We start from the raw sequence: 20,132 nt of genomic DNA, 5'->3' as shown, positions 1-20,132 counted from the left end.
TGATGGCGTCATGGGTAACTCCCCGCTCGTTCACGCCGCACCGGTCCCGGCGCCCAGTTGCTCCATGAGGGAGAAGAGGTTCGCCACCCCCCAGTGCTCGGTGATCTTGCCGTCGACCACCCGCATGGCGTCCACGGTTTCGAAGTGGACCTTCCGGCCGGTGGGCGCGATCCCGAAGAATTCGCCGCTGTGGGTGCCGTGGTAGGTCTTGTAGGTGGTGACGAGGTTGCCGTCGGCGGCCTGCCAGTGGATCTCGGGGCGGAAGTCGGGGAATGCCGCCCGCAGTACCCGGTAGAGCTCCAGCGCGCCGGCCTTGTCGGGGGTGCGCCCCGGCTGGGGGGTGTGGTCGACGAAGTCGTCGGCCCAGAGCTCGTCGAACAGGGCCCAGTTCCCGCCGCCCTGGACCTCCTCGGTGTTGCGCCGGACGACAGCCTTGGCGGCTTCGCTCACATCGTTCTGGTTCATCGGAGACCCTCCTGCAGGGGCTGTTCTGTCTGCCTGGTGCGGTCCGGGCCGCGCCGCCCGGATGGTTGATGGCTGATTCGGCGTCAGATGACCGGGGTCGTGAAGCCGTCGACGACGAACGCGGTACCGCTCACATAACTCGACAACTCCCACCCGGGAAACGCCACGGCGCCGGCGGGCTCCTGTGCGTCGGCCGCGTGAAGGCCCGCTGCCGCCCCGCGCGGGTCTCGTCGACACGCGGGGCGGAACCCCCGTGCCGCGCTATTGGTCCGATCGGCTGGCGGCCCTGCGGTGACCCGGCGCGCCGGGTCACGGCGGGGCCGGGCCGGTGCGACCGACGGGCTAGGTTCGGGCCCGTGACCGGCAACGACGCGGTCCTGGCGCTGGTTGTCGCCACCGCGCTGGGTTTCGACTTCACCAACGGATTCCACGACACCGGCAACGCCATGGCGACCTCGATCGTCACCGAGGCACTCCGCCCGCGCGTCGCGGTCGCCGTCTCGGCGGTGCTGAACCTCGTCGGCGCGTTCCTGTCGACCGCCGTCGCGGCGACCATCGCAGGCGGCCTGGTCGACAGCGGCGGCGTGACCCTGACCGTGGTCTTCGCCGGCCTGGTCGGCGGCATCCTGTGGAACCTGACCACCTGGTTCCTCGGCATCCCCTCCAGTTCCTCGCACGCGCTCATCGGCGGCGTAGTCGGGGCGACGATGGCCGCGGCCGGCGCTTCCGCCGTCAAATGGCAGGGCCTGGTCTCCAAGGTGATCGTGCCCGCCGCGCTGTCTCCGTTCATCGCCGGCACGGTCGCCGCGATCGGCACCTACCTCGTCTACCGCCTCACCCGCGGCGTGCCCGAACGCCCGCGCGGGCGCGGCTTCCGGCTCGGCCAGGTCGGCTCGGCCTCCATGGTCTCGCTCGCCCACGGCACCAACGACGCGCAGAAGACCATGGGCGTCATCACGCTGGCCCTGATCGCCAACGGCACCCTGGACACCGGGGCCAGGTCCCCGACCTGGGTGATCGCATCCTGCGCGACAGCGATCGCCCTGGGCACCTACCTCGGCGGCTGGCGGGTCATCCGGGCGCTGGGCAAGGGGCTCCTGGAGATCGAGCCGCCGCAGGGGATGGCCGCCGAGTCCGCTTCGGCCGCCGTGATCCTCTCCTCCACCGACTTCGGCTACTCGCTCTCCACCACCCATGTGGCCACCGGGTCGATCCTGGGCTCGGGGGTCGGCAGGAAAGGCGCCGTGGTGCGCTGGCACATCGCCCGCCGGATGGCGGTGGCCTGGCTGTCCACCCTGCCGACCTCCGCCGTGGTCGGTGCCGCGGCCTACTGGGCCGCCCACTGGATCGGCGGGACCCCGGGCATTGTGGTGATCTTCATCGCGCTGGTGCTGGCCTCGATCGCCTTCTTCGCGGCCTCCCGCCACCCCGCCGTGACACCGGAGAACGTCAACGCCGCATGGACGGGTTCGGTGGCCCCGGCCCCGGCCCCGGACACGGAGAAGGTCACCTGGTGAACTCCTGGATCAACCTGGCCGCGCTGTGGAAGATCGTCGCGGTCGGCCTGCTCGCCGGCGCAGGCCTGCCGGCCCTGTTCGCCATCGGCCTGCGCGCCCTTAACCCACCGGCCCGGACTGGCGGCTACGCCGTCGCAGGCCTGTGCTTCGCCGCAGTGCTCGCCGCGATCGGCTGGGGCATCTCCGTCATCGTCAACCACCGCTGAACGGTCCGGCCGACAGCAACAGGACCGAGGAGGTCGGCGCCCGCAGGGCCTGCCCGTTGGCGCTGACGGTCCGGGCCGCAACCGTTGTCCGGCCGGAGGGCGGCGGGAGGCCGCCGTGCCATGACCTCCGTCATCGCGGATCAATGATGAGCCGCGGACCCCGTGGGCGGACGGTCGCCGAGGTGGCGGCCTCCCGGAGGCGGACGGGCTCGGCCGGTCGGAGCCGCCGGCGGGCCAGGACGGCCGCGGCGACGGGCCGGTCGCCGCGGCCGGTCCGGTCACTTCGCGAGGAAGGCCGGCAGCGCGGTGTTCACCCCCTCGGCGTGGGTCCACGGCGGGCGGGCCCATCGCGGCCCGACATGCGGTCTCGCGCTGCTTCCGTGGTGCCCCGACGTCGCCGTCGGCCAGATCTGGGTGACGCCATCTCAGTCGGCCTGTGGCACAGGGGGATTACCGCGCGGGGTGAGGGTCGCCCCCGGCAGGACGGGGGCCGGAAGGCGGTCTCCGGGGCGGCCGGTGACGCTGCCGAAGCGGTCGGACCCGCGCTGCCACTCCTCGCGGGCCTCGACGATGTCCCGGTGGCTGCGGCCGATGAAGTTCCACCACATACCACCTGATCCGCGTTTCTTCCCAGGTCAGGGGCGTGGTGGACCATCCGCGGTCAGCAGAACGTCAGCATCGGACGGGATGGAGACCGCACACGATGGCACCCAGGACCCTGGCCCACGGCATGGGCACCTTCTTCAAGACCTGCGAGCACCCGCAGGCGCGGTGGTCGAAGTGCCCGCACACCTACGTGATCCGCTTCCGCAACGCGGCCGGGAGGCAGACCGAGGAGTCGGGCTTCGCCACCCAGGACAAGGCGATCGACCGGCTCACCGAGATCTACCGGGCGAAGCGCGAGAACCCATGGAGCCAGAGCAAGGCCGAGCGCAACCGCAAGTACGGCGCGATGAACTTCGGCACGTACACCGAGGAGTGGAAGGCCGGCCAGCGCGCGCTCGCCCCGGCGTCGCTGAGGCACCTCGACTCCCTGCTGGAGCACCACCTCTACCCGGCCTTCCACAGCCGCCGGATGGCGACCTTCGACCACAAGGTCGTCGACGCCTTCATCCGGACCATGGAGCGCAACGGCGTCGGCCTGGCGACCCAGTCCAACGCCTTCGACAAGCTCAAGGCGATCCTGCTCGACGCCCACCGCCTCGGCCTCTACCCGGAGAACCCGCTCGACGGCGTCACGCCGCCCCAGTACGACCCGAAGCGCGCGGTCATACCGTCGCTCGTCCAACTCGGCGGGATACGCGAAGCCGGCGACGACACCTTCAACCTGGTCGCCGAGCTGATGAGCGGCTGCGGCCTGCGCAACGGCGAGGCCCTTGCCGTCAACATCAACAACATCGTCGCCGACGACGTCTACCGCGTCACCGAGCAGGTCAACCAGACGACCAAGGACTACGCGCCGCTCAAGCACCGCAAGGAGGGCGACTACCGGGACGCCCCGCTGCCGTCCCGGACCCGGATCCGCCTGCTGACGTACGCGGACACCCACGGCACCATCGACGGCTATCCGCTTCGCCACCCGCTGGACATCAGCAAGCCCTACCCGTCCTACTACCTGCAGAACCAGTGGGACCGGATCAAGCGGGCCGACGACGTCGACATCCCCGAGGGCATGACGATCTACGGCCTCCGACACTTCTTCGCCTCGAACTGCCTCAGCCACAACATCCCGATCACCGACGTCGCCGAGTGGATGGGGCACAAGAGCATCGACGTGACGTTCAAGATCTACCGGCACCTGATGCCCGGCTCCATCGGCCACGCAGCCCAGGTCCTCGACCTCGGGCTCGCGGCCTGAATCAGGTGGGGCCCTGTTCATCGCTGGCCAGGGTCCCACATGTGTCGTTGTCCGACATCAGCCGCCGGACATCCGCTGCTGCTTCGTCCAGGCATGGACCTCGGTGACCTTGAACTGCAGCTTCGCATTGCGCCCGCTCCCGAAGCGGTACGGGACGAGGCCGACCTTGGGCGCCTCGCGGTACACCCACTGAACGGACATGTTCAGGTGCTCTGCGGTCTGCTTGACGGTCATGAACTGTGTGGACACGGGCTCTCCTCAGGGCTGGCGGGTTGCCACAGGTGTCCAAAGTTGCTTCCGTAGTGGCGGTTTGGGAGTGCCGTGGTCTCGTGGTAGGTGGCCATCGCCATGCAGGTCCGGGCTCCAGTGCCGGGTCTGACAGCGCCGCTTGGTCGACCATGCGCGCGGATTCGTAGTCCGAGCGACACGTCGCTGTGCGGATTCTCCCTATCCCTGGTGGCGCTGACGCACGAGTGTGTGCAGCGGCACCGCTCATGAGAGGTCCGGCAGGACAGAACGATGGTCAACTCTTTCATTGCGCACACCAGCCCGGGGCGTAGCCGGGTCTTCGCCCTCCACAAGGACCCGCACGATCGCCTGGAAGCGGTCACCACGCTGGGCGGGGACGACGTTCGGCTGACCGAGGACCTCGTCGGGGTGCTCAACACCTACTTGGCGGACCGCGATGACGTCGCGCTGCAGGCTGTGCTGGACGGCCTCCCCAAGGCTGTCCAGATGGCCACGAGGCGGTACCTCAAGGACGAGTGCCCGCCGGAGATGGGAGCTTTCACCAGCTTCGGGCCGATCGAGATCGTCCGCGAGGCCGTCTGCTTCAGCCGGATCGACGACGAACTCGAGGACTACCTCCAAGGTGCCTACATGATCGGCCTGGGAATCCGCATGTCGAACGAGCGCGACAGTGATGGCGACGTCGACTGGGTGGTCCAGCTGCGCAACGACGAGGTCTCCGTGCCGGCCAGCGCCGAGCCACGTTCGTGGGAACTCCCCTCCGGAGTCGCGCTCTTGGAGACCTGGACCAGCAAGGAGCCACATCCCGGGCTGGGACCCGTTCGTGCTGCCCTCGGCGTGGCAGCCAGGGCGAGTGCCGACGGCCAGTGGGTGAGGATTCACACGCTGCTCCACAGCCATCGCGACGTCGACTACGAGGGCAGTGGCACCTCGGAATTCGTCGTCGACGTCTTCGATGCGCCGATCCCGCAGCAGGACCCTCAAGACTAGACCGTGACAACGCCGCGTCGTCCGCTGGACGTGCCGGGTCTGGCCGGCGGGCGACGCGGCGGAGCGTAGACGGGGGATCCGACGGCTATAGGGGGTCTCCGCTCTGCCAGCCGGGAGGCACGCGCCACCGCATGGTTCGGGACGGCCGACGCAGACACGATCGCCGGGCTGGAAGGCGGCGCTGAGGTACGAGCCGGTGTCGGAGGCCGACCCCGCACGTGCTCTTTACGTGACGCGCGCACCTCGTCCACCCTGGATCGATCAGCGGTTGGGATCGACCGACGGCGAAGGGGGACGCATGTCGAAAGGCACGTCGGGGGAGTACTGGTCGGAGCCTGAACTGCCGAGCGTCTTCAAGCACGCGCTGCTGAGTCGCTACATGCCCAAGTTCGGCGGGATGACCGGAGCGTACGGCAGGCGGGTGACCTACCTCGACGGCTACGCGGGCGAGGGTCGGTACGAGAACGGCGAGCCGGGCTCGGCCGCCCGGATCCTGCAGATTGCGGCAGACCTCCAGGCCAAGGCGGGTATTCACTGGACCTGCTTCTTCGCGGAGAAGTCAGCGCCGTCCTTCGCTCAACTCGGCTCGCTGGTCGCGGAGTACCAGGCGCGAGGGGTCGATGCCAGGGCGTTTCGGGGAGACGTCCTCGGTTACTTCGACGAGGTGCTCGCCGCCGCGACCGGTCAGCCGCTGTTCCTCTTCCTCGATCCCTGCGGGCTCGCCTTGCCGTTCGAACGTCTCGTGGATGTGCTCGCCAAAGGCCGGCCCGGGCTCAAGCCGCCGACCGAGTTCCTCCTGAACTTCAGCATGATGGCGATCCGCCGCATCGGGGGCAACTCGCAGTCCCCCAAGGGAATCGAGCGCACCAACCAGCGCCTCGACGAGGTGTGCGGCGGCCCGTGGTGGCGCGACTTCTTCGCGGGCGGCTACACCCGGGAGGCCGACGAGAAGGTCGCCGCGGAGTACAGTGCCAGGCTGGGCAAAGCCGTCGGCATGCAGATGCGCTCCGTACCGGTCACCAAGGCACCAGGGCACAAGGCCGTCTACAACTTGGTGTTCGGCACCCGCCGCCAGCACGGCCTGTGGGCGTTCGGCGACGCCCACGCCCGGGCCCGTGACACCTGGTGGCAGCAACTCGAACTCCAGGAGGAGGCGACGGACGACGGGTTGTTCCCCGTGGTCAGTCTGCAACGGCCCGACCCGCAGAAGGTCCGCGATCTCGCCGTGCCCGCGATGGCCGACAACCTCGCTCGTCTGTTGCGTCGCGGCCGCACCATCAGATTGGTCGACCACACGCTGGAGGTGTTCGGCGAGTACTACGGTCAGGTCACCGAGACTGCTGCGCGCGATGCGATCAAGCTGCTGCACCGCAGGGGTGGGACACCGAGCGACGGTATGAGTCATCAGCGCGAGAAGGTCTACGACCTGTTGGTGAGGCCACTGCTCACGCGCTGACCGGCAACGGCATCTGGTTCCAGGTCCGTCCGTCCAGGAGTCGACCGCCGGCCTTGGGCGTGCGCCCGCCCCACTGCTTGAAGAAGAACGCGACGTCCTTCTCCAGGCAGGCGTCACGTACCTGCCGGGCCCAGGCTGCCTCCATCGGGCGGTGGGCGGGGCCCGACTCGCCTCCGGCGATCACCCAGTGGATGCCGTCCAGGTCGAGCCCGTCGAGCGGACCGAGCAGCGGCTCGCAGGACAGGAACCGAACGGCGGCAGGAACGGTGCGTAGGTCGTCGACCCGGTCGAGTTCGGTCGCGGTCTCCACGGACACCCCCATCCACAGGTTCGCCGGCCAGTCCAGCCGATCGGCGACGCGCCGTAGTCTCCTGGCCCGCTTGGTGAGCACCTGATAGGTGTGCTGAGGGGTGTCCGCCATCACCGCGAAGACCCGGCGAACGAAGTCGAGCGGGACCTTCGCGTGGAAGAGGTCCGACATCGAGTTCACGAACACCGTCCGCGGGCTCTTCCAGCCGTACGGTACCTCCAGGGCATCCCGGTGGAGCGTCAGAGCGAACCCTGGACCGGACGTCCGTGCGTCGCCGTCGGCTTGGTACTTGGCCGCACCCATCGCCTTCAATCTCTTCGCGAGTGCGAGGGCGTAGCAGTTGTCACAGCCAGCCGAGACGCGGTCACATCCGGTGGTGGGATTCCACGTCGCCTCCGTCCACTCGATGCCACTGCGATCACTCACTGCCAGCTCCTCACCGCTGCCCTCCGGCAGTCACCGCCGCCGCTTCGCATCCGCTACGGCATCCGCCCTACCATCCTCCGCTGACATCGGCCCTGTCGAACTCGCTGGTCACCCCCGCACGGAGCGCGAGTGCACCACGTGTTGATCACTGGCCGGCTTCGGTCCAGGCCGGTACCTCAGGGCGGATCGGATCGAGCGGGGCGGATTCCAGCACTGTCCTCGCGCAGGCGAGGGCTTTCTCCAGGACAGTTCTGAGGCGTGGCGGCAGGGCGCCGGTGTTCAATGCGCAGGCCGCCAGGGACTTCTTGAGGGACTCCACCTGGGCGGTGTGAAGGTGAGCGAGGACCACTGGGTGGGCGAGGAGATCCCGGAGTGGGTAGCCGTCGCCGGATTCACCCGTTCTGCTGGACAGTTGCTCGATCAGGTTTCGGGTGGCGGGCGTTGCCTGGCCGGCGGCGTCGATCGCGGTGAGGGCGAGGCGGGTGGTGAACACGGCTAGGCTCTCGTCCGGTTCGAAGGCGAGGCAGTGAGCGATCGCGGTCTCGGCGGCGTGCCGGTCGTCGGGGCAGCACAGCGAGGTGAGGGCGGCGGTGACGGCGTCCTCCCATGCTTCGCCTGGCTCGGTGGCGGCCAGCAGGGCGAGGGTACCGGGGAGGTCGCCGGTGGTGGCGCGGGCGAGGATGGCGACTTGGCGGCCGTCGAGGATGCGTTGGCCGATGCCGTGGTGCGCCTCGATGTGGTGCAGGGCGTCCGTCCAGCGGCCGGCGGTGGTGAGGGCGCGGGTGCCGTCGGCGATGACGACGCGCCACAGCCACGCGACGACTTCGGCGCGCTGCTCGGAGGTTTCGGTGAGGTGGGCGGGGACGGTGACGCCGTCGAGCGTTGCCTCGGTGCTGGTGGTGACGGCGCGGTAGAGGTTGAGGAGGAGTTGGTGACCGCGTTGGTGGCGGCCGGCGCGGATGTGGAGGCGGGCGAGGTTGACGATCGGTTCCAGGCCGCGGATGGCGCTCATCGCGGGGAGTGGGCCGCGCGTGAGGTAGAGGGCGGCGTGGCGGTGGCAGAGCTCGCGGGCGTAGGTGGGCAGGGCGAGGTCGGAGGCGAGGAGGGCGGCTTGGTTGAAGACGGTGGAGGCGAGGCCCGGGTCGTTCTGCCGGGAGGCCGTGTCGGCCAGCTCGGAGAGCCGGCCGACACGGTCGTTCAGGGGCAGGCACGCGGGCCGGTGGCGTGCGACCAGCGGGAAGCGCTGGGCGATCGGTCCGGTCGGGTGCACGCGGGCTACTCCCAGGTGACGGTGATGGGGTGGTGGGGACGGTCCAGGGCAAAGCGGCCGGCCGCCGGGTCGGCGGTGGCGGGGGCGTCGGGGAGTTCGATGCGCAGGGCGCGGGCACGGAAGTCGGTGTTCCAGGTGCGGATCTGCTCGGCGACGAGGTCGGCGAGGGCGGCGCCCGCTGGGCCGTGGCCGATGACGCCGGTCTCGTACGTCTTGCGGCCTTCGGCGTCGGGCTCGCCGGGGCGCAGGGTGAGGTAGGCGAGGGAGCCGGCGTCCACGGTGGCCATGGCGCCCCAGCCGAACATGGGGGTGATGCCGCGTTCACGGGCGTTGCTGGTGACGCTCATCCGCATCAGGGAGTTGGGGAGGGTGAGGGCCAGCCACAGGTCCTGGTACTCGTAGGTGGTGCCGGCCGGGATGGCGACGCCGGTCCAGACGTTGTGGCGCTCGGTGTCGAGGACACCGAGCAGCAGGTCGGCGTCAACAGCATCGTGCTGGTCCTTGTGGACCTGGAGAGTGACGTCGCCCTCGTGGGTGAGGGCGACGGTGCGGCGGGCGTCGTCCATGCTGCCGCGTAGCGGCATGAAGACGGCGAGCTGGTCGTCGACGGACATCCAGCCGTTCTCGCCGCGCTCGAAGGCGATGGTGCGCGAGGCGGTGCCGCGCAGGCGCAGGGGCAGGACGATCCGTCCGGTGGGCTTGACCTGCTGGAGCCAGGCGGTGGGCATCTCGCTGGTGCTCACCGTGGCGATCAGCCGGTCGTACGGGGCGCGGTCGGGGTGGCCGAGCGCGCCGTCGCCGAGGACGGCCTCGACGTTGGTGGTGCCGGCGTCGGCGAGGTGCTTGCGAGCGCCTTCGACGAGGTCCTCGTCCACATCCACGGTCACCACGTGCCCGTCGGGGCCGACGATGTGTCCGAGGTAGGCGGCGTTGACGCCGGTGCCGGCCCCGGCTTCGAAGATCCGCTCGCCGGGCTGCGGGTCGAGCTGTTCCAGCATCAGGGCGACGATGGCGGGTTGGGAGGCGGCGCTGATCTGGGTGCCGGAGCCGTCGGCCTTGGTGTAGGTGGGGTTGTCGGCGTAGGCGGTCCCCAGGGGGAAGCCGGGCAGGAAGTGCTCGCGGGGCACGGCACGGAAGGCGGCCTCGACCCCGCTGGTGCGGATGGCTTCCTGGTCGAGCAGGCGGTCGGTGAGGCTGTCGCGCAGCTGCTCGGCGGTCGGGGTGGTGGCGCTGTCGCTGAGAGTAGTCACGTGGGCGACCCTAGTGGTTGTGCGGATGGTGGACTGCGAGGGTGCTGGGCCCTCGCCGGGGTGGAAGATGGTGTCCAACGCGCGTGCGGCGGTGGCGGATTGGTGATCGATCGGCAATCCGGCGCGGTTGGCGTGGAAGAGCAACAGGTGGGCGAGGACGGCGCGCAGTCCGCGGGTGAGGCGGCCTTCGCGTGCCAGGTGGACGAGGTCCTGTCCGGCCGTCTCGAAGGCGTCGACCCAGCCGATGTGGCCGGCGAGCGGTTCGCCGGGGCGGGCGAGTCGGCGGGTGTCGAGGGTCATCAGGCGGCGCATCGCGGCGTTCAGCGCGGCGGTCCGTTCGGGGGCGAGGCCCGGCGGCGCGGGGCGTTCGGCAGCGAACTTGGCCCAGACGTCGCCCTGTTCGTACCAGTCGAGGCCGGCCGCGCGGAGCATGGCGGAGACGAGGACGACGAAGGTCTCGGTGCTGCGGAGTGCAGGCGGGTCGGGCTTGGCGGCACGGGCCATCAGGTGTCGGCTGTCGGTGTGGAAGAGCCGGTGGGTGATCTCCATGGCCTCGGGGCCGCCGAACGCCTCGGTCTCCGGCTCGTAGACCACTGTGGCCCAGCCCGTGACGAGTCCCGTCTCGACGAGCGTGTCCAGGAGTGCGGTGACGACGGGGGCGGAGGCGGCGGCGCGGTAGCGCAGCCGCAGCCCCTTCTTGCGCATGTACCACCAGTCCTCCAGCACGCCGGAGTTCTGGGCGTGGTCGAGGACGGGGGCCAGGTGGTGGGCGGCGACCTGTTCGACGATGCAGGGGTCGTTGAATGTGAGGTCGTGCTGGATCCAGTCGGTGGTCATCAAGGGGGTCCTTGGTCAGGCGGTCAGGAGACAGGCGTCCCAGCGGGTCACCGGCGTGGTGCCAGTTGCGGGGGCGAGTAGGGCGAGGGCGGTGCCGGCCGCGCCCTCCAGGAAGGCGGGCCCCGCCGTGGCGAGGACGTGGTGGGCTTGCGCGTCGGGGTCGGTGCGGGGCGGGTGGGCGGTGTCGAGGAGCAGGGAGGTGGCGGAGCGCAGGTGGTCCGCGTTGTGGGGGAGGGCGTCGGTGGCGGCGCGGTGGGCGATGTGGGCGAGACCGGCGTAGCCGTGGCAGGCCGACAAGTCGGTGATCGCTGTGAGTGCCTTCGGATCGGCCAGTGCTGCGGCGAGAGCGCGCTCGGCGTCGTTGCGCAGGTGGTCGTCGCCGAGGGCGAGGGCGGCGAGCTGTTGGGCGCGCGCGATTCCGGCGGCGCCGTAGCACCAGCTCGGCCGCTGGGGCGGCAGCAATCGCCTGCGCCCGGCGCCGTCCAGATGGGCGGGCGTGATCCAGTACGGCCAGGCGTGGCCTTCGCGCCAGCGTTCCAGCCAGGCCAGGATGGTGCGGATCGCTTCGCGCTGGCCGTCAACCTCGATGCCGAGGCGCAGGGCCAGGGCGAGCAGTGCCAGGGGGCCTGCGATGCCGTGTGCCACGCCGGTGTTGGCGTGCCCGTCCGGGAACCGCTCATCCGGCCTGCCGGAGGGCCCGACCAACGTCCACCAGCCCGGCAGCGTTCGGCTGTCGTGCTTGACGTCGTCGGTGAGGCGGACCAAGCAGCCCAGGACCCGACGGATGGCCTCGCCGCCGGGCGACCGACCCAGAAGTACGGAGCCGATGCCGGCCAGGCCCCGGATGGCGTCGAACTCCGCGAGCGCCGGCAGGTCGCCGTGGTCGAACCGGGCGAGGGCTGCGTCGCAGCGCCGCATCGCGTCGTTCGCCACGACCTGGTCGAGGTGGGCGAGGGCGCGCTGGTAGGAGCCAGGCCGGGCCTGCGTGGCGCAGGCGAGGGCGTGTGCGAGGGCCGGCGCACCGTAGTACAGGTAGCTGTCGGCGCCGCGCGTCACCGGGGTCGCGGCGGCGACGGACAGCCAGGTGCGGACCGGTTCCCACGGGCCTCGGCCGGTGGCGGCGCGTTCGATGTGGAGCAGGGCGATGCCGGGGGCGCCGTGGGCGAGGGACTGGCGCCACTGTGGGCGGGACGACCAGGCGGGCGGCACGGCGTCGGGGTCGGTGAGCAGTTCGGCGATCCGGTTGGACAGCCGGAGAGCGGGGTGTGGGGTGGTCACCGGTCACCGTCCCGGGCGAGGCGGGCGAGGGCGGTGGCGCGCGCCAGGTAGAGGACCTGGGCTTCGTCGTCGAAGTCGATGCGGTGCGCCCGGACGAAGGAGCAGTGGAGGAGGGAGCCGAGGACGTCGTCCACCTGCACGCCTTCGGTGTGCGGGCTGGGGAAGAAGCGGCGGTAGGCGTCGAGCGCCTGATGGCGTGTGGGCCAGGCGCCCAGGATTGCGGCACCGGTGGGCTCGGCACGCAGGGCTGCCCAGTCGTGAGCCGGGTCGGCCAGGCGTACGGCCTCGCGGAACACGGGTCGTGGGACGGCGGCCGGTGCCTGGGAGGGGACGTTGTCAACGAGCCAGCGCAGCCCGGCGGTGGCCGAGCCGGCGAACCCTGCCGTGATGGCGACGGCGTGGGCTGCGAGCAGCGCCTGCCGGTCGGGCAGCGTGGGTTGGGAGAGCTGAGCGAGAACGGTGGCGGAGTCCGCGCGGAAGACTTCCTCTGCTGCAGCCCAAGCGGGTCCTTCGCCCCACCGGCCGGTCTCCGGGTACGAGGTGGGGTACACGACCTCCGCGAGCAGTCCGGCTTGGTTGAGGTCGGAGGTCCAGGTGCTGATCACGGTGGCGGCGGGCCCGAAAGCGGCTGGCTCGGGCAGGGCGATGCGCAACCGCAGGTGGTGGCGCGGGTCACGGAAGCGGACGAACCACCACTTCGGGTTGCCGAGCCGCTCCAGGAGGTCGGGAAGGTGTCGGGCGAGGACGATGTCCTGGCGTTCCAGGTCGCCGTAGAGGGAGGCGAGCAGTACGCGGGAGGTGCCCGGCGCTTCGCCGTGGCCCCGTCGCAGGATTCGGCTCGGGGTGGGCTTGGGCAGGCGCGGCCACGCCGGCGCCCGGGTGACGGTGATGGGAACGACGATCTCGTGGGCTCGACCGCTGGCCCAGCCGAGGTCGGCGGGCTCGGGCTCCTCGACCAGGACAGCGTGCGGGGTGGAGCGGAGGTGGTCGCGTAGCAGGGCCCGGTGGCCGGGATGGTCGAGGTCGAGCGGCAGGCCCTGGCTGTCGGCGGCCAGCAACACGTGCCGCGGGGCTCGGCGCCGCTCCGCCCACGACGTGAGGGCCTCATCCCACCGTCGCTGCGAGGCGTCGCCGGAGGGAAGTTCGGCGGCGGTGAGACGCCAGATGGCGGGGGAGAGGATGACCCGCCGGTGCCGCAGCCGAGGACGGAAGGGCAGTGCGTGGAGCGAACCCCAGTCGAATCGGGTGACCTGTGCGGCCTGGGCGCGGGACAGCTCGGTGACCAGCCGGGCGAGCGGCGGGGTGTGGTGGCGGAGGTTGAGGGCGTGGGTGGCGGCGGCCTCGATTCTCACACCGAGTGCCGGTGCCGCCAGGTACATGCGCCGCCCGTCGCAGCCCACCGCCAGGTCCTGCGGGCTGAGTACGCCTTCGGCGGCGATGCGGTGCTCGGCGAGGCTGATCACCAGCCGACCCGTCGGCAGGCTTCGGGTGACATGCCCGCTGGCGGGATCCAGAGGCGGGAACGAGATCTGGGCGGTGACGGCGTGCTCGTCCATCGTCGGGAGGTTCGCCAGCAGGGTGGTGAAGGCAGTCCGGTTCTCGGGTTCGAGGAGGTGGAGGAAACGGCCGACCGAGACGCCGGCGGCCCGGGACACCGAGACCACCTCCAACCGGAACTCGCCCCGGTCGAGCGTCTCCCGACTGCGGGCGTGGACGCGGGTGATGACCTCCAGGTGCGGAGGAAGACGGGGTTCGTCCGGGCCCAGCTGGAGGGAAGCCAACAGCGCTTCGTTAAGGACGACCTCACGCGCGCCGTCGAGAGCGGCTCGCTGGGCGAGCGCGGCGAGCAACTCATCGCGCTCGTCGAAGCGCGGCTTCTCGACGGGCCGGGCACCGGGGTAGCCGTCGGGCCAGCCGATTCCGCTGTCGGCCACCATGTCGAGCAGCGGGACCAGGGTGCCGCGGCCGTAGCGCTCGTAGAAACGCTGGTGGTAGGCCCGCCATGATGCCGTGCCGTTGGGCGCGCCACTGAGCCGGGCCAGTAGATGGGCGGCTCGGGCGGCCTCGTCAGCCACCGAGCGGGGGAGGACCAGGTCGGCGTCCAGTCGGAGGTCGACGGCGGTCACCGGAGGACGACTGCCGGGGGTCCGGAGGTCCGTCAGGATCTCGGCTGCCTCGGGGACGTGCTCGGCGCTGATCTTCGACAAGACCGTGAGGAGGTGCCCGAGCGGGGTGGGGTCGGTCGCCGGAGCGTGCAGGTTCGTGATGAGCACTCGCTGGGCGACGAGCTCGGACAGGATGCCGGTGACCTGTTCGGCCGATGCGGCGGGGAACTCGGTGTGGACGGCTTCGGCCAAGTCCCGGAAGCGGAGCGGAAGACGGGCAGCAGAGAGGGCGAAGGCGACGGGACGGGTGTGTCGTAGTGTCGTCTCGGCCGTGGCCGTGCTGCCGCCGGCCCGGGGGACCGGTCGATAGGGGACGACGAGGCGATCGCCCCGCACCTGGACGGTGTTGTTCGCCGCCACGTCCAGGAGTGCCAGCACGGCGGGGCGGCACTCCAGCAGGCCGACAGCCTGTGCGAGCAGGGACTCCGAGGCACTGGTGACAGTGCGGTGCCGGTCGCCCCAACGCACCACGCAGGAAGGTCCGAACGATGCCGCCTGCACACCCGCGAAGCGTCCGAACGGGGTGGCGCGGCCGGCCGCACGCAGGAGGTAGCGGGCGGTGGAGAGCGCGGCACGCCGCACTTCGCGCACGGCGGGTTGCGAGTGGCCGAGCAACTGGGCAACGCGATCGGCGAGGGCCGGGCTGGCCAGTTCAAAGGCGCGGGCGAGGTGGTCGTCGGCCCACAGGGCCCGTAGCCACTGTGCCTGCTGGAGGGCCTCGGCAGGTCCGGCGGCCGAGAGGTCGGGCCAGGCCGGCACTCGCAGGTCGGGGCGGGCGACGGCGCGTACGAGCGCCACGTCGGCGGCGTGGTAGGCGGCCGTGGGAGGGGGTGGGCGCATCGCTGCGGACCTCGGGATTCGGAGGTGGGCGGGGGCGGGGGGTTCCCCGGGAACAAGTCCCGGGGAACCCTCGGGAGGGTCAGTGCACGCCAGTGGTGCAGGCGCCGCAGGTGGAGCCGCAGCCGTCGTCGGTGAGGACCTGCAGGCTGGCCGCGTCGGTGGTCTCGACGGTGCGCACGTCGAGGTCGAACTCGTCGCTGACCGCGACGGCCGTGGTGGCCTTGGTCTCGGCCGGGATCATCTGAGCCATGGTGGCTCCTCCTTGAGGGTTTCCCTTGCGGGTGCCTGGAGCCGGGGCGCGGGTGCGCCCCGCATCACCAGGAGTCGATGGGTCGGCAGCGCCGCGATTCGACGGCCGACTGCCCGGCGGGGGCGGGCGGTTCGACGGACTCTGCGGCGTGGGCGCGCCCGTGCGGGGTGGAGAGGCTGGTGGGGGACCACGGCTGGCGGAAGCCGGGTCCGAGGCCGAGCGCGGGGTGCGGCTCGCCCAGCGCGCGCAGTATCAGCCGCTCGCCCGAGAAGGCGGTGCGGCCGTGCAGCAGACGGTGGTTGTTCAGCACGACGCCCTGTCCGGGGGCCAGCCGGAGTCGTTGAGTGTTCCGTTCGATGGCCTGGCGGAGGGTGGGCAGGTGGGCCTGGGCGTCGGGGGAGAACCGGGCCAGGTCGTCCTGGCGCAGTCGCAACCGCCACCACCCGGCGGGCAGTTGCTGGAACACCGAGGCGAAGTGGCCACTCGATCCGCCGAAGTACGCGGCTCGCTCCGCGGACAATGCCTCGATGGCGGCGGGGTGGTGCGCGGCCAGCTCGGCGAGGACGGCCCGGCCGTCCACCAGCAGGCTCTCACCTCCCGCGTCGCCGGCCCGCGCACACGCCAGCAGAAGCAGCCGGGGCGGATCCGAGTGCTGCGCGCACTCGGTGTGCAGGGCCAGCGCGCCGCGCCCCAGGCCCGCGAAGCCCGGTCGCCCGCTGTGGTGGCCGGTGTCGTGGATGACGGTCAGCCCGTCCGGGTCGGCATCCCGGTGCTGCCACAACGAGGACATCAACCGGCCGGTCGCGACGAGCACATCGTCCCGACCGCCCAACCTTGCGAGCCTCAGCAGGCCGCCCTCACGCAACACCTCACCGGCCTGCTCGCGCGCCGCTCCGTCAAGTCCGCCCGTGACGAAGTCGTCTCCGCTGGTGCCACTGGTGTTGAACGACGGCATGGTGAAGCTCCCTCGTGGGACCGAGTGGGTGGGAGGCGACACACTCTCCACGCCCCACCCACCCGATGGAAAGTGACAGATTGTCAAAGCGAGATCACCGCACCGTGGGGCATCGCGGAGGCCCGTGGCTGCTACCTTCGACAGGCCCGTGCCCGTCTGCGTGCCTCGGAAGAAGCGATGAACGAGACTGAACAGCCCTACGTGCCAAAGACCTTCCCGATCTCCATCAAGGGCGTCGTCCTCGACCCGCAGCAACGGGTGCTGCTGCTGAAGAACGAGCGCCAGGAGTGGGAGCTGCCCGGTGGGAAGCTGGAAGGCACCGAGACCCCCGAAGAGCGGGTTGTCACCGAGATCCACGAGGAGAGCGGCTGGACGGCCACCGCCGGCCCCCTGCTGGACGTGTGGATGTACGAACCGATCCCCGGCCGCCAGGTCTTCATCGTCACCTACGGCTGCAACGCGACCGACGCGCACCAGGCCCCGGTCGTGAGCCACGAACACAAGGAAGCCGGCCTCTTCCACCGCGACGAGGTGCCCGGCCTGGCCATGCCGCAGGGCTACAAGGACTCCATCGCCCGCTGGTACGAACTGCACCACCAGGCCTGACCGGTGACCCGGATCGACCCCCACGGCGGCATCCGCTGGCACTGGACCACCCCCAGGGCCCAGGACATCCTGCGCCGCCGAGCCCTGCCCGAGATCCTCCAGCTCTACCGCGAACTCCACGGGCTGCCGCAGCAGGAACTCGCCGACGTCCTCGGCTACTCCACCAGCTACGTCTCCCGCATCGAGACCGGCTCGCGCACCATCACCGACCTGGGCGCCCTGCGCCACATCGCCGAACGCCTCGGCCTCCCGCCGCACTGCCTCGGTATCACCGACGACGCGGACGGAGACCATCAACTCGTGATCCAGCTCGCCGAATCCGTGCTGCGACTGGCCGAGATCGCCCGCCAGGCCGGCCAGGCCACCACCGCCGTCGCCGAGCTGTGGCCGTTGGTCGCCCGCCTGGAGGCCCGCACCGCCGACGGCCACGCCGACCTCGACACCTTGCGCCTGCTCGCCCGGGCCCGAGTCGGCCTCGGCGTCGCCCTCGGCCACGTCCTGCCGGAGGAGCGCCTGGCCACCGCCGCCCGCTGGACCGGCAAGGGCCTGAACGTCGCCCGGCGCCTGGGCGACCCCGGCCTGCACGCCAACGCTCTGCGCCACCACGGCAACGAGCTCCGCAAAGCAGGGTTGCACCTGCGCGCGCTGGACCGACTCGGGCAGGCCCGAGACACCGCCCGCACCGCCACCGAACGCGCCGAGGCGGTCGTCCTGCTCGCCCGCGCCGCCGGGGCCGCAGGCAACGCCGTCGTCTTCGACACCGCGATCGAGGAGGGTCACCGTCTCCTGGACGAGGCGGCGCCCACCGCCCTGTTCTCCGGGTTCACCCTCCACGAGGTCCGCCTCCGGGGTCTCATGAGCACGGGCCGGGTCGCGGAGGCCGTCCGGCAGCTCGACCGCGCGCCCGTCGCCGGACTCGCGGCGACCTCCCAGTGGCGGATCATCGCGGCGATCACCGCGGGCGACGTGCTGCTGAGGAAAGGGGATTCCACCGGAGCGGCGCAGCAGCTCGGCGCAGCGGTCGACGGGGCGACCCTCCACCATCTGCCGCATCAGCTCCAGCGCGTCCTGCGGGCCGGTCGCAGCCTGCCCGAGGTCCGGGAACGCGCGGGCGACGCCTTGGCGCGGCTGCGGGCCGCGATAGCGGCCTGACCTCCGACCCGGCAGCACGGCGACGATGAGCATGGCGATTCACATTCCTGAGCTCTGAGCTGAACCGTCTTGACGGTGTGGTGGGGCGTCGCTCAGCGTGCGGAGCGGGCGGACCGCAGGGGCCGCGAGCGGAGTTCACCCGGGCAGTAGCGCGAGCAGCCGACTCTGCAGGCGTTCCACGTCGCGGCTGCTGCCCAGGTTCCGGTACTGGTCCTGGCTGGCGGCGTACCAGCTGGCGGCGAGTGCGGGCAGGTTGCCGCGTTCGGCGGCCTGTCCGAGGAACTCGATGCCGTAGGCCGCCCAGTGGCGGTGGCCGAGGCGCACGAACTCCTGCACGGCGGTGTTGATGGTGCCCGCCGCGACGTCGTGCTCGCCGGCCAGGGACTGGGCCTCGCCCAGGAAGACCTTCGCCCGGGCCACGTTCAGCGGGTCGGGCGGGGTGAGCGATTCGAGGTCGGCGACGGCCTGCTGGAGCAGCGGGATGCCGAGGTCGGTGTTGCCCTGGCGGGCGGCGGCGGAGCCGAGGAGGATCTCGGCGAGGCCGACGCCGCGCCGGTCGTCGAGGTCGGCGTAGAGCTCGATGGCGCGGGTGAGTTCGGGCTCGGCGACGGCGGACCGCTCGGCCTCGTACAGGGTGGCGCCGATGCCGGCGGTGCACTGGGCGATGCGGACGGGGTCCTGGTCCTCGATGGCGAGGGTTCGGCCGTCCTCGTAGAGCCGGAGAGCGTCCTCGTGTTCTCCGGTGCGTTTGTGTGAGATGGCCAGGGTGGTGGTCATCTCGTAGAGGGCCAGGGGGTGGCCCCAGATTCGGGCGGAGTCGAGGCCCACACCATGCGGAAGGAAGACCCGTGAGCTACCAGCTGCACCGAGGCGACGCCCTCACCGTGATGAAGACACTCCCGGACGAGTCCGTCAACGCCGTCATCACCAACCCGCCGTACAGCAGCGACGGGCGCACCAGCCGCGACACCCGCGGCAAGCTCACCGGCAGTCGCGTCCACGACCTCAAGACCTTCCCCGACGAGAACCGCGACCACCAGCTCGCCTGGCTCGCCGACCTACTCACCGAGGCATACCAGGAAAGCACCGAGCACGCAGTCGCGATGATCTTCTCCGACTGGCGGCAGAAGCCAGACATCATCGAAGCTCTCCGGGTGGCCGGCTGGACCTGGAAAGGCGCCATCCCCTGGATCAAGCCCGTCAGCCAGCCCCGCAAGAGCGGCTTCAAGCAGTCCGCCGAATTCATCACTTGGGGCGTCAAGGGCACCCTCGACACCAGCTGCGACCTTTACCTGCCCGGCCACTTCACCGCCACCCAGCCCGGCAAGGACCAGGACCACGCCATCCAGAAGCCGATGGAGATCATGCGGCAGCTCGTCCAGATCTGCCCCGAAGGCGGCACCGTCCTCGACCCCTTCACCGGCGCCGGCTCCACCGGCGTCGCCGCCCTGCGCGAAGGCCGGCGCTTCCTCGGCATCGAACTCAACTCGCACTACGCCGACATCGCCGAACAACGACTGCGCGCCGAACTCACCCAGCACGACTTCGTCCTCACCGGGCCGAGGGGCCGATGACGCGAAGTGGCAGCCGGAGCACCAGGCTCCAGGATCTCGGCGAATTGGCACGCCTGCGAGTCGTCAGTCGCTGGGAATGCCGCGGATGACGTCGCGCAGGACCCACCGCGAAGTCATCTGACCTTCAGGTGTGCGCCCGTACGGTGCGAAACTGTTGGGATGGTGTCCGGCGTTCACCAGTCGCGCAGCCAGAATCTCCAGATCGCAGTGCTCCGTTTCGCGTAGTGTGCGCAGCAGCGTGAGTGCCGGTCCCCCGTTGAGCACCGTGGCGTCCATGGCAGCTCGTGTCCCCAGGGTCCTGGCGGCTTCGTTAGCCCCGTTCCGCTGTAGTGCGTCCAGCAGATGCGCCACCATGCCTGTTTCGGTCAAATCGGTAAGGTGGGCGGCTCGTGCTCCCACGGTCCTGACAGCTTCGTCAGCCCTGGCTTGGTGTAGTGCGTCCAGCAGATCGGCCACTGCGCGCGGTTTGGTCACGTCG

General features: G+C 70.9%; 20 protein-coding genes. 8 read left to right on the top strand and 12 right to left on the bottom strand.

The genetic code is table 11. The features are described from left to right. Positions 1-30: 30 nt before the first annotated feature. Positions 31-465: an ester cyclase gene (locus ACIP82_RS26705; RefSeq protein ID WP_400656904.1), complete on the bottom strand. Its 435-nt coding sequence runs from the start codon at positions 463-465 to the stop codon at positions 31-33. A 356-nt stretch (positions 466-821) separates the two neighbouring features. Between ACIP82_RS26705 and ACIP82_RS26700 the strand changes: the two genes are divergently transcribed. Together ACIP82_RS26700 and ACIP82_RS26695 are read left to right on the top strand one after the other, a co-directional pair. Continuing rightward, a complete protein-coding gene (locus ACIP82_RS26700) occupies positions 822-1,982 on the top strand; it encodes an anion permease (protein ID WP_400656902.1) in 1,161 nt (386 codons plus the stop codon). Then, entirely contained in the window at positions 1,979-2,188 is a 210-nt protein-coding gene (locus ACIP82_RS26695) for a hypothetical protein (RefSeq protein ID WP_400656900.1), read from the top strand. Before ACIP82_RS26700 ends, ACIP82_RS26695 begins: the two co-directional genes overlap by 4 nt. Positions 2,189-2,613: 425 nt before the next feature. Here the strand turns inward: ACIP82_RS26695 and ACIP82_RS26690 are convergent, their stop codons facing one another. Beyond that, positions 2,614-2,796: a hypothetical protein gene (locus ACIP82_RS26690; protein WP_400656898.1), complete on the bottom strand. Its 183-nt coding sequence runs from the start codon at positions 2,794-2,796 to the stop codon at positions 2,614-2,616. Positions 2,797-2,891: 95 nt separating this feature from the next. Between ACIP82_RS26690 and ACIP82_RS26685 the strand changes: the two genes are divergently transcribed. Further along, positions 2,892-4,046 carry a tyrosine-type recombinase/integrase gene (locus tag ACIP82_RS26685; RefSeq protein ID WP_400656896.1) on the top strand — a complete coding sequence of 385 codons (1,155 nt, stop codon included), beginning with the start codon at positions 2,892-2,894 and terminating at the stop codon, positions 4,044-4,046. Positions 4,047-4,103: 57 nt separating this feature from the next. Here ACIP82_RS26685 and ACIP82_RS26680 read toward each other — a convergent pair whose 3' ends face one another. After that, positions 4,104-4,295 (bottom strand): helix-turn-helix domain-containing protein, encoded by a 192-nt coding sequence (locus ACIP82_RS26680; protein ID WP_400656894.1) that lies wholly within the window; start codon positions 4,293-4,295, stop codon positions 4,104-4,106. Between the two features lie 270 nt (positions 4,296-4,565). Between ACIP82_RS26680 and ACIP82_RS26675 the strand changes: the two genes are divergently transcribed. Together ACIP82_RS26675 and tcmP are read left to right on the top strand one after the other, a co-directional pair. Continuing rightward, positions 4,566-5,285 carry a hypothetical protein gene (locus ACIP82_RS26675; protein WP_400656892.1) on the top strand — a complete coding sequence of 240 codons (720 nt, stop codon included), beginning with the start codon at positions 4,566-4,568 and terminating at the stop codon, positions 5,283-5,285. A 298-nt stretch (positions 5,286-5,583) separates the two neighbouring features. Then, positions 5,584-6,741, top strand: coding sequence for a three-Cys-motif partner protein TcmP (gene tcmP / locus ACIP82_RS26670; RefSeq protein WP_400656890.1), 1,158 nt, complete (start codon positions 5,584-5,586; stop codon positions 6,739-6,741). On the opposite strand, the gene ACIP82_RS26665 is transcribed toward tcmP, so the two are convergent. The 7 genes from ACIP82_RS26665 to ACIP82_RS26635 form a co-directional block, all read right to left on the bottom strand. Then, positions 6,731-7,477 (bottom strand): DUF5131 family protein, encoded by a 747-nt coding sequence (locus tag ACIP82_RS26665; protein WP_400656888.1) that lies wholly within the window; start codon positions 7,475-7,477, stop codon positions 6,731-6,733. The two genes, tcmP and ACIP82_RS26665, sit on opposite strands and share 11 nt — an antisense overlap. A gap of 145 nt (positions 7,478-7,622) precedes the next feature. Continuing rightward, positions 7,623-8,747 carry a hypothetical protein gene (locus ACIP82_RS26660; protein ID WP_400656886.1) on the bottom strand — a complete coding sequence of 375 codons (1,125 nt, stop codon included), beginning with the start codon at positions 8,745-8,747 and terminating at the stop codon, positions 7,623-7,625. A gap of 5 nt (positions 8,748-8,752) precedes the next feature. Continuing rightward, a complete protein-coding gene (gene fxlM, locus ACIP82_RS26655; RefSeq protein WP_400656884.1) occupies positions 8,753-10,834 on the bottom strand; it encodes a methyltransferase, FxLD system in 2,082 nt (693 codons plus the stop codon). A gap of 15 nt (positions 10,835-10,849) precedes the next feature. Beyond that, positions 10,850-12,112 carry a lanthionine synthetase C family protein gene (locus tag ACIP82_RS26650; RefSeq protein WP_400656882.1) on the bottom strand — a complete coding sequence of 421 codons (1,263 nt, stop codon included), beginning with the start codon at positions 12,110-12,112 and terminating at the stop codon, positions 10,850-10,852. Further along, positions 12,109-15,117, bottom strand: coding sequence for a lantibiotic dehydratase (locus ACIP82_RS26645; RefSeq protein WP_400656880.1), 3,009 nt, complete (start codon positions 15,115-15,117; stop codon positions 12,109-12,111). Before ACIP82_RS26645 ends, ACIP82_RS26650 begins: the two co-directional genes overlap by 4 nt. 79 nt (positions 15,118-15,196) lie before the next feature. After that, positions 15,197-15,358 carry an FxLD family lanthipeptide gene (locus tag ACIP82_RS26640; RefSeq protein WP_400656948.1) on the bottom strand — a complete coding sequence of 54 codons (162 nt, stop codon included), beginning with the start codon at positions 15,356-15,358 and terminating at the stop codon, positions 15,197-15,199. 73 nt (positions 15,359-15,431) lie between these two features. After that, the gene (locus tag ACIP82_RS26635) at positions 15,432-16,322 is read right to left on the bottom strand and encodes a TauD/TfdA family dioxygenase (protein ID WP_400656878.1); all 891 of its coding nucleotides are present in this window, start codon (positions 16,320-16,322) and stop codon (positions 15,432-15,434) included. A 177-nt stretch (positions 16,323-16,499) separates the two neighbouring features. Here ACIP82_RS26635 and ACIP82_RS26630 point away from each other — a divergent pair, with 177 nt between their 5' ends. Then, the gene (locus tag ACIP82_RS26630) at positions 16,500-16,928 is read left to right on the top strand and encodes an NUDIX domain-containing protein (RefSeq protein ID WP_400656875.1); all 429 of its coding nucleotides are present in this window, start codon (positions 16,500-16,502) and stop codon (positions 16,926-16,928) included. Positions 16,929-16,931: 3 nt separating this feature from the next. Continuing rightward, on the top strand, positions 16,932-18,080 hold the full coding sequence (locus ACIP82_RS26625) for a helix-turn-helix domain-containing protein (RefSeq protein WP_400656873.1): 1,149 nt from the start codon (positions 16,932-16,934) through the stop codon (positions 18,078-18,080). A 135-nt stretch (positions 18,081-18,215) separates the two neighbouring features. Here the strand turns inward: ACIP82_RS26625 and ACIP82_RS26620 are convergent, their stop codons facing one another. Then, entirely contained in the window at positions 18,216-18,857 is a 642-nt protein-coding gene (locus ACIP82_RS26620) for a tetratricopeptide repeat protein (protein ID WP_400656871.1), read from the bottom strand. Positions 18,858-18,928: 71 nt separating this feature from the next. On the opposite strand from ACIP82_RS26620, the gene ACIP82_RS26615 reads away from it, so the two are divergent. Then, positions 18,929-19,654 (top strand): DNA-methyltransferase, encoded by a 726-nt coding sequence (locus tag ACIP82_RS26615; RefSeq protein WP_400656869.1) that lies wholly within the window; start codon positions 18,929-18,931, stop codon positions 19,652-19,654. 63 nt (positions 19,655-19,717) lie between these two features. Here the strand turns inward: ACIP82_RS26615 and ACIP82_RS26610 are convergent. After that, a partial coding sequence (locus ACIP82_RS26610) for a hypothetical protein (RefSeq protein WP_400656866.1) occupies positions 19,718-20,132 on the bottom strand: 415 nt, incomplete at its 5' end.

The organism is Kitasatospora sp. NPDC088548, assembly GCF_044753005.1.
GTDB lineage: Bacteria > Actinomycetota > Actinomycetes > Streptomycetales > Streptomycetaceae > Kitasatospora.
This window is presented reverse-complemented; position numbering and strand designations above follow the sequence as displayed.

Bases quoted from the DNA above. Each gene is read 5' to 3' on its own strand.
- ACIP82_RS26630 (WP_400656875.1), top strand. From the start codon at position 16,500: ATGAACGAGACTGAACAGCCCTACGTGCCAAAGACCTTCCCGATCTCC.
- ACIP82_RS26635 (WP_400656878.1), bottom strand. From the start codon at position 16,322: ATGCCGTCGTTCAACACCAGTGGCACCAGCGGAGACGACTTCGTCACG.
- ACIP82_RS26645 (WP_400656880.1), bottom strand. From the start codon at position 15,117: ATGCGCCCACCCCCTCCCACGGCCGCCTACCACGCCGCCGACGTGGCG.
- ACIP82_RS26705 (WP_400656904.1), bottom strand. From the start codon at position 465: ATGAACCAGAACGATGTGAGCGAAGCCGCCAAGGCTGTCGTCCGGCGC.
- tcmP (WP_400656890.1), top strand. From the start codon at position 5,584: ATGTCGAAAGGCACGTCGGGGGAGTACTGGTCGGAGCCTGAACTGCCG.
- fxlM (WP_400656884.1), bottom strand. From the start codon at position 10,834: ATGACCACCGACTGGATCCAGCACGACCTCACATTCAACGACCCCTGC.
- ACIP82_RS26685 (WP_400656896.1), top strand. From the start codon at position 2,892: ATGGCACCCAGGACCCTGGCCCACGGCATGGGCACCTTCTTCAAGACC.
- ACIP82_RS26640 (WP_400656948.1), bottom strand. From the start codon at position 15,358: ATGATCCCGGCCGAGACCAAGGCCACCACGGCCGTCGCGGTCAGCGAC.
- ACIP82_RS26620 (WP_400656871.1), bottom strand. From the start codon at position 18,857: ATGACCACCACCCTGGCCATCTCACACAAACGCACCGGAGAACACGAG.
- ACIP82_RS26675 (WP_400656892.1), top strand. From the start codon at position 4,566: ATGGTCAACTCTTTCATTGCGCACACCAGCCCGGGGCGTAGCCGGGTC.
- ACIP82_RS26690 (WP_400656898.1), bottom strand. From the start codon at position 2,796: ATGTGGTGGAACTTCATCGGCCGCAGCCACCGGGACATCGTCGAGGCC.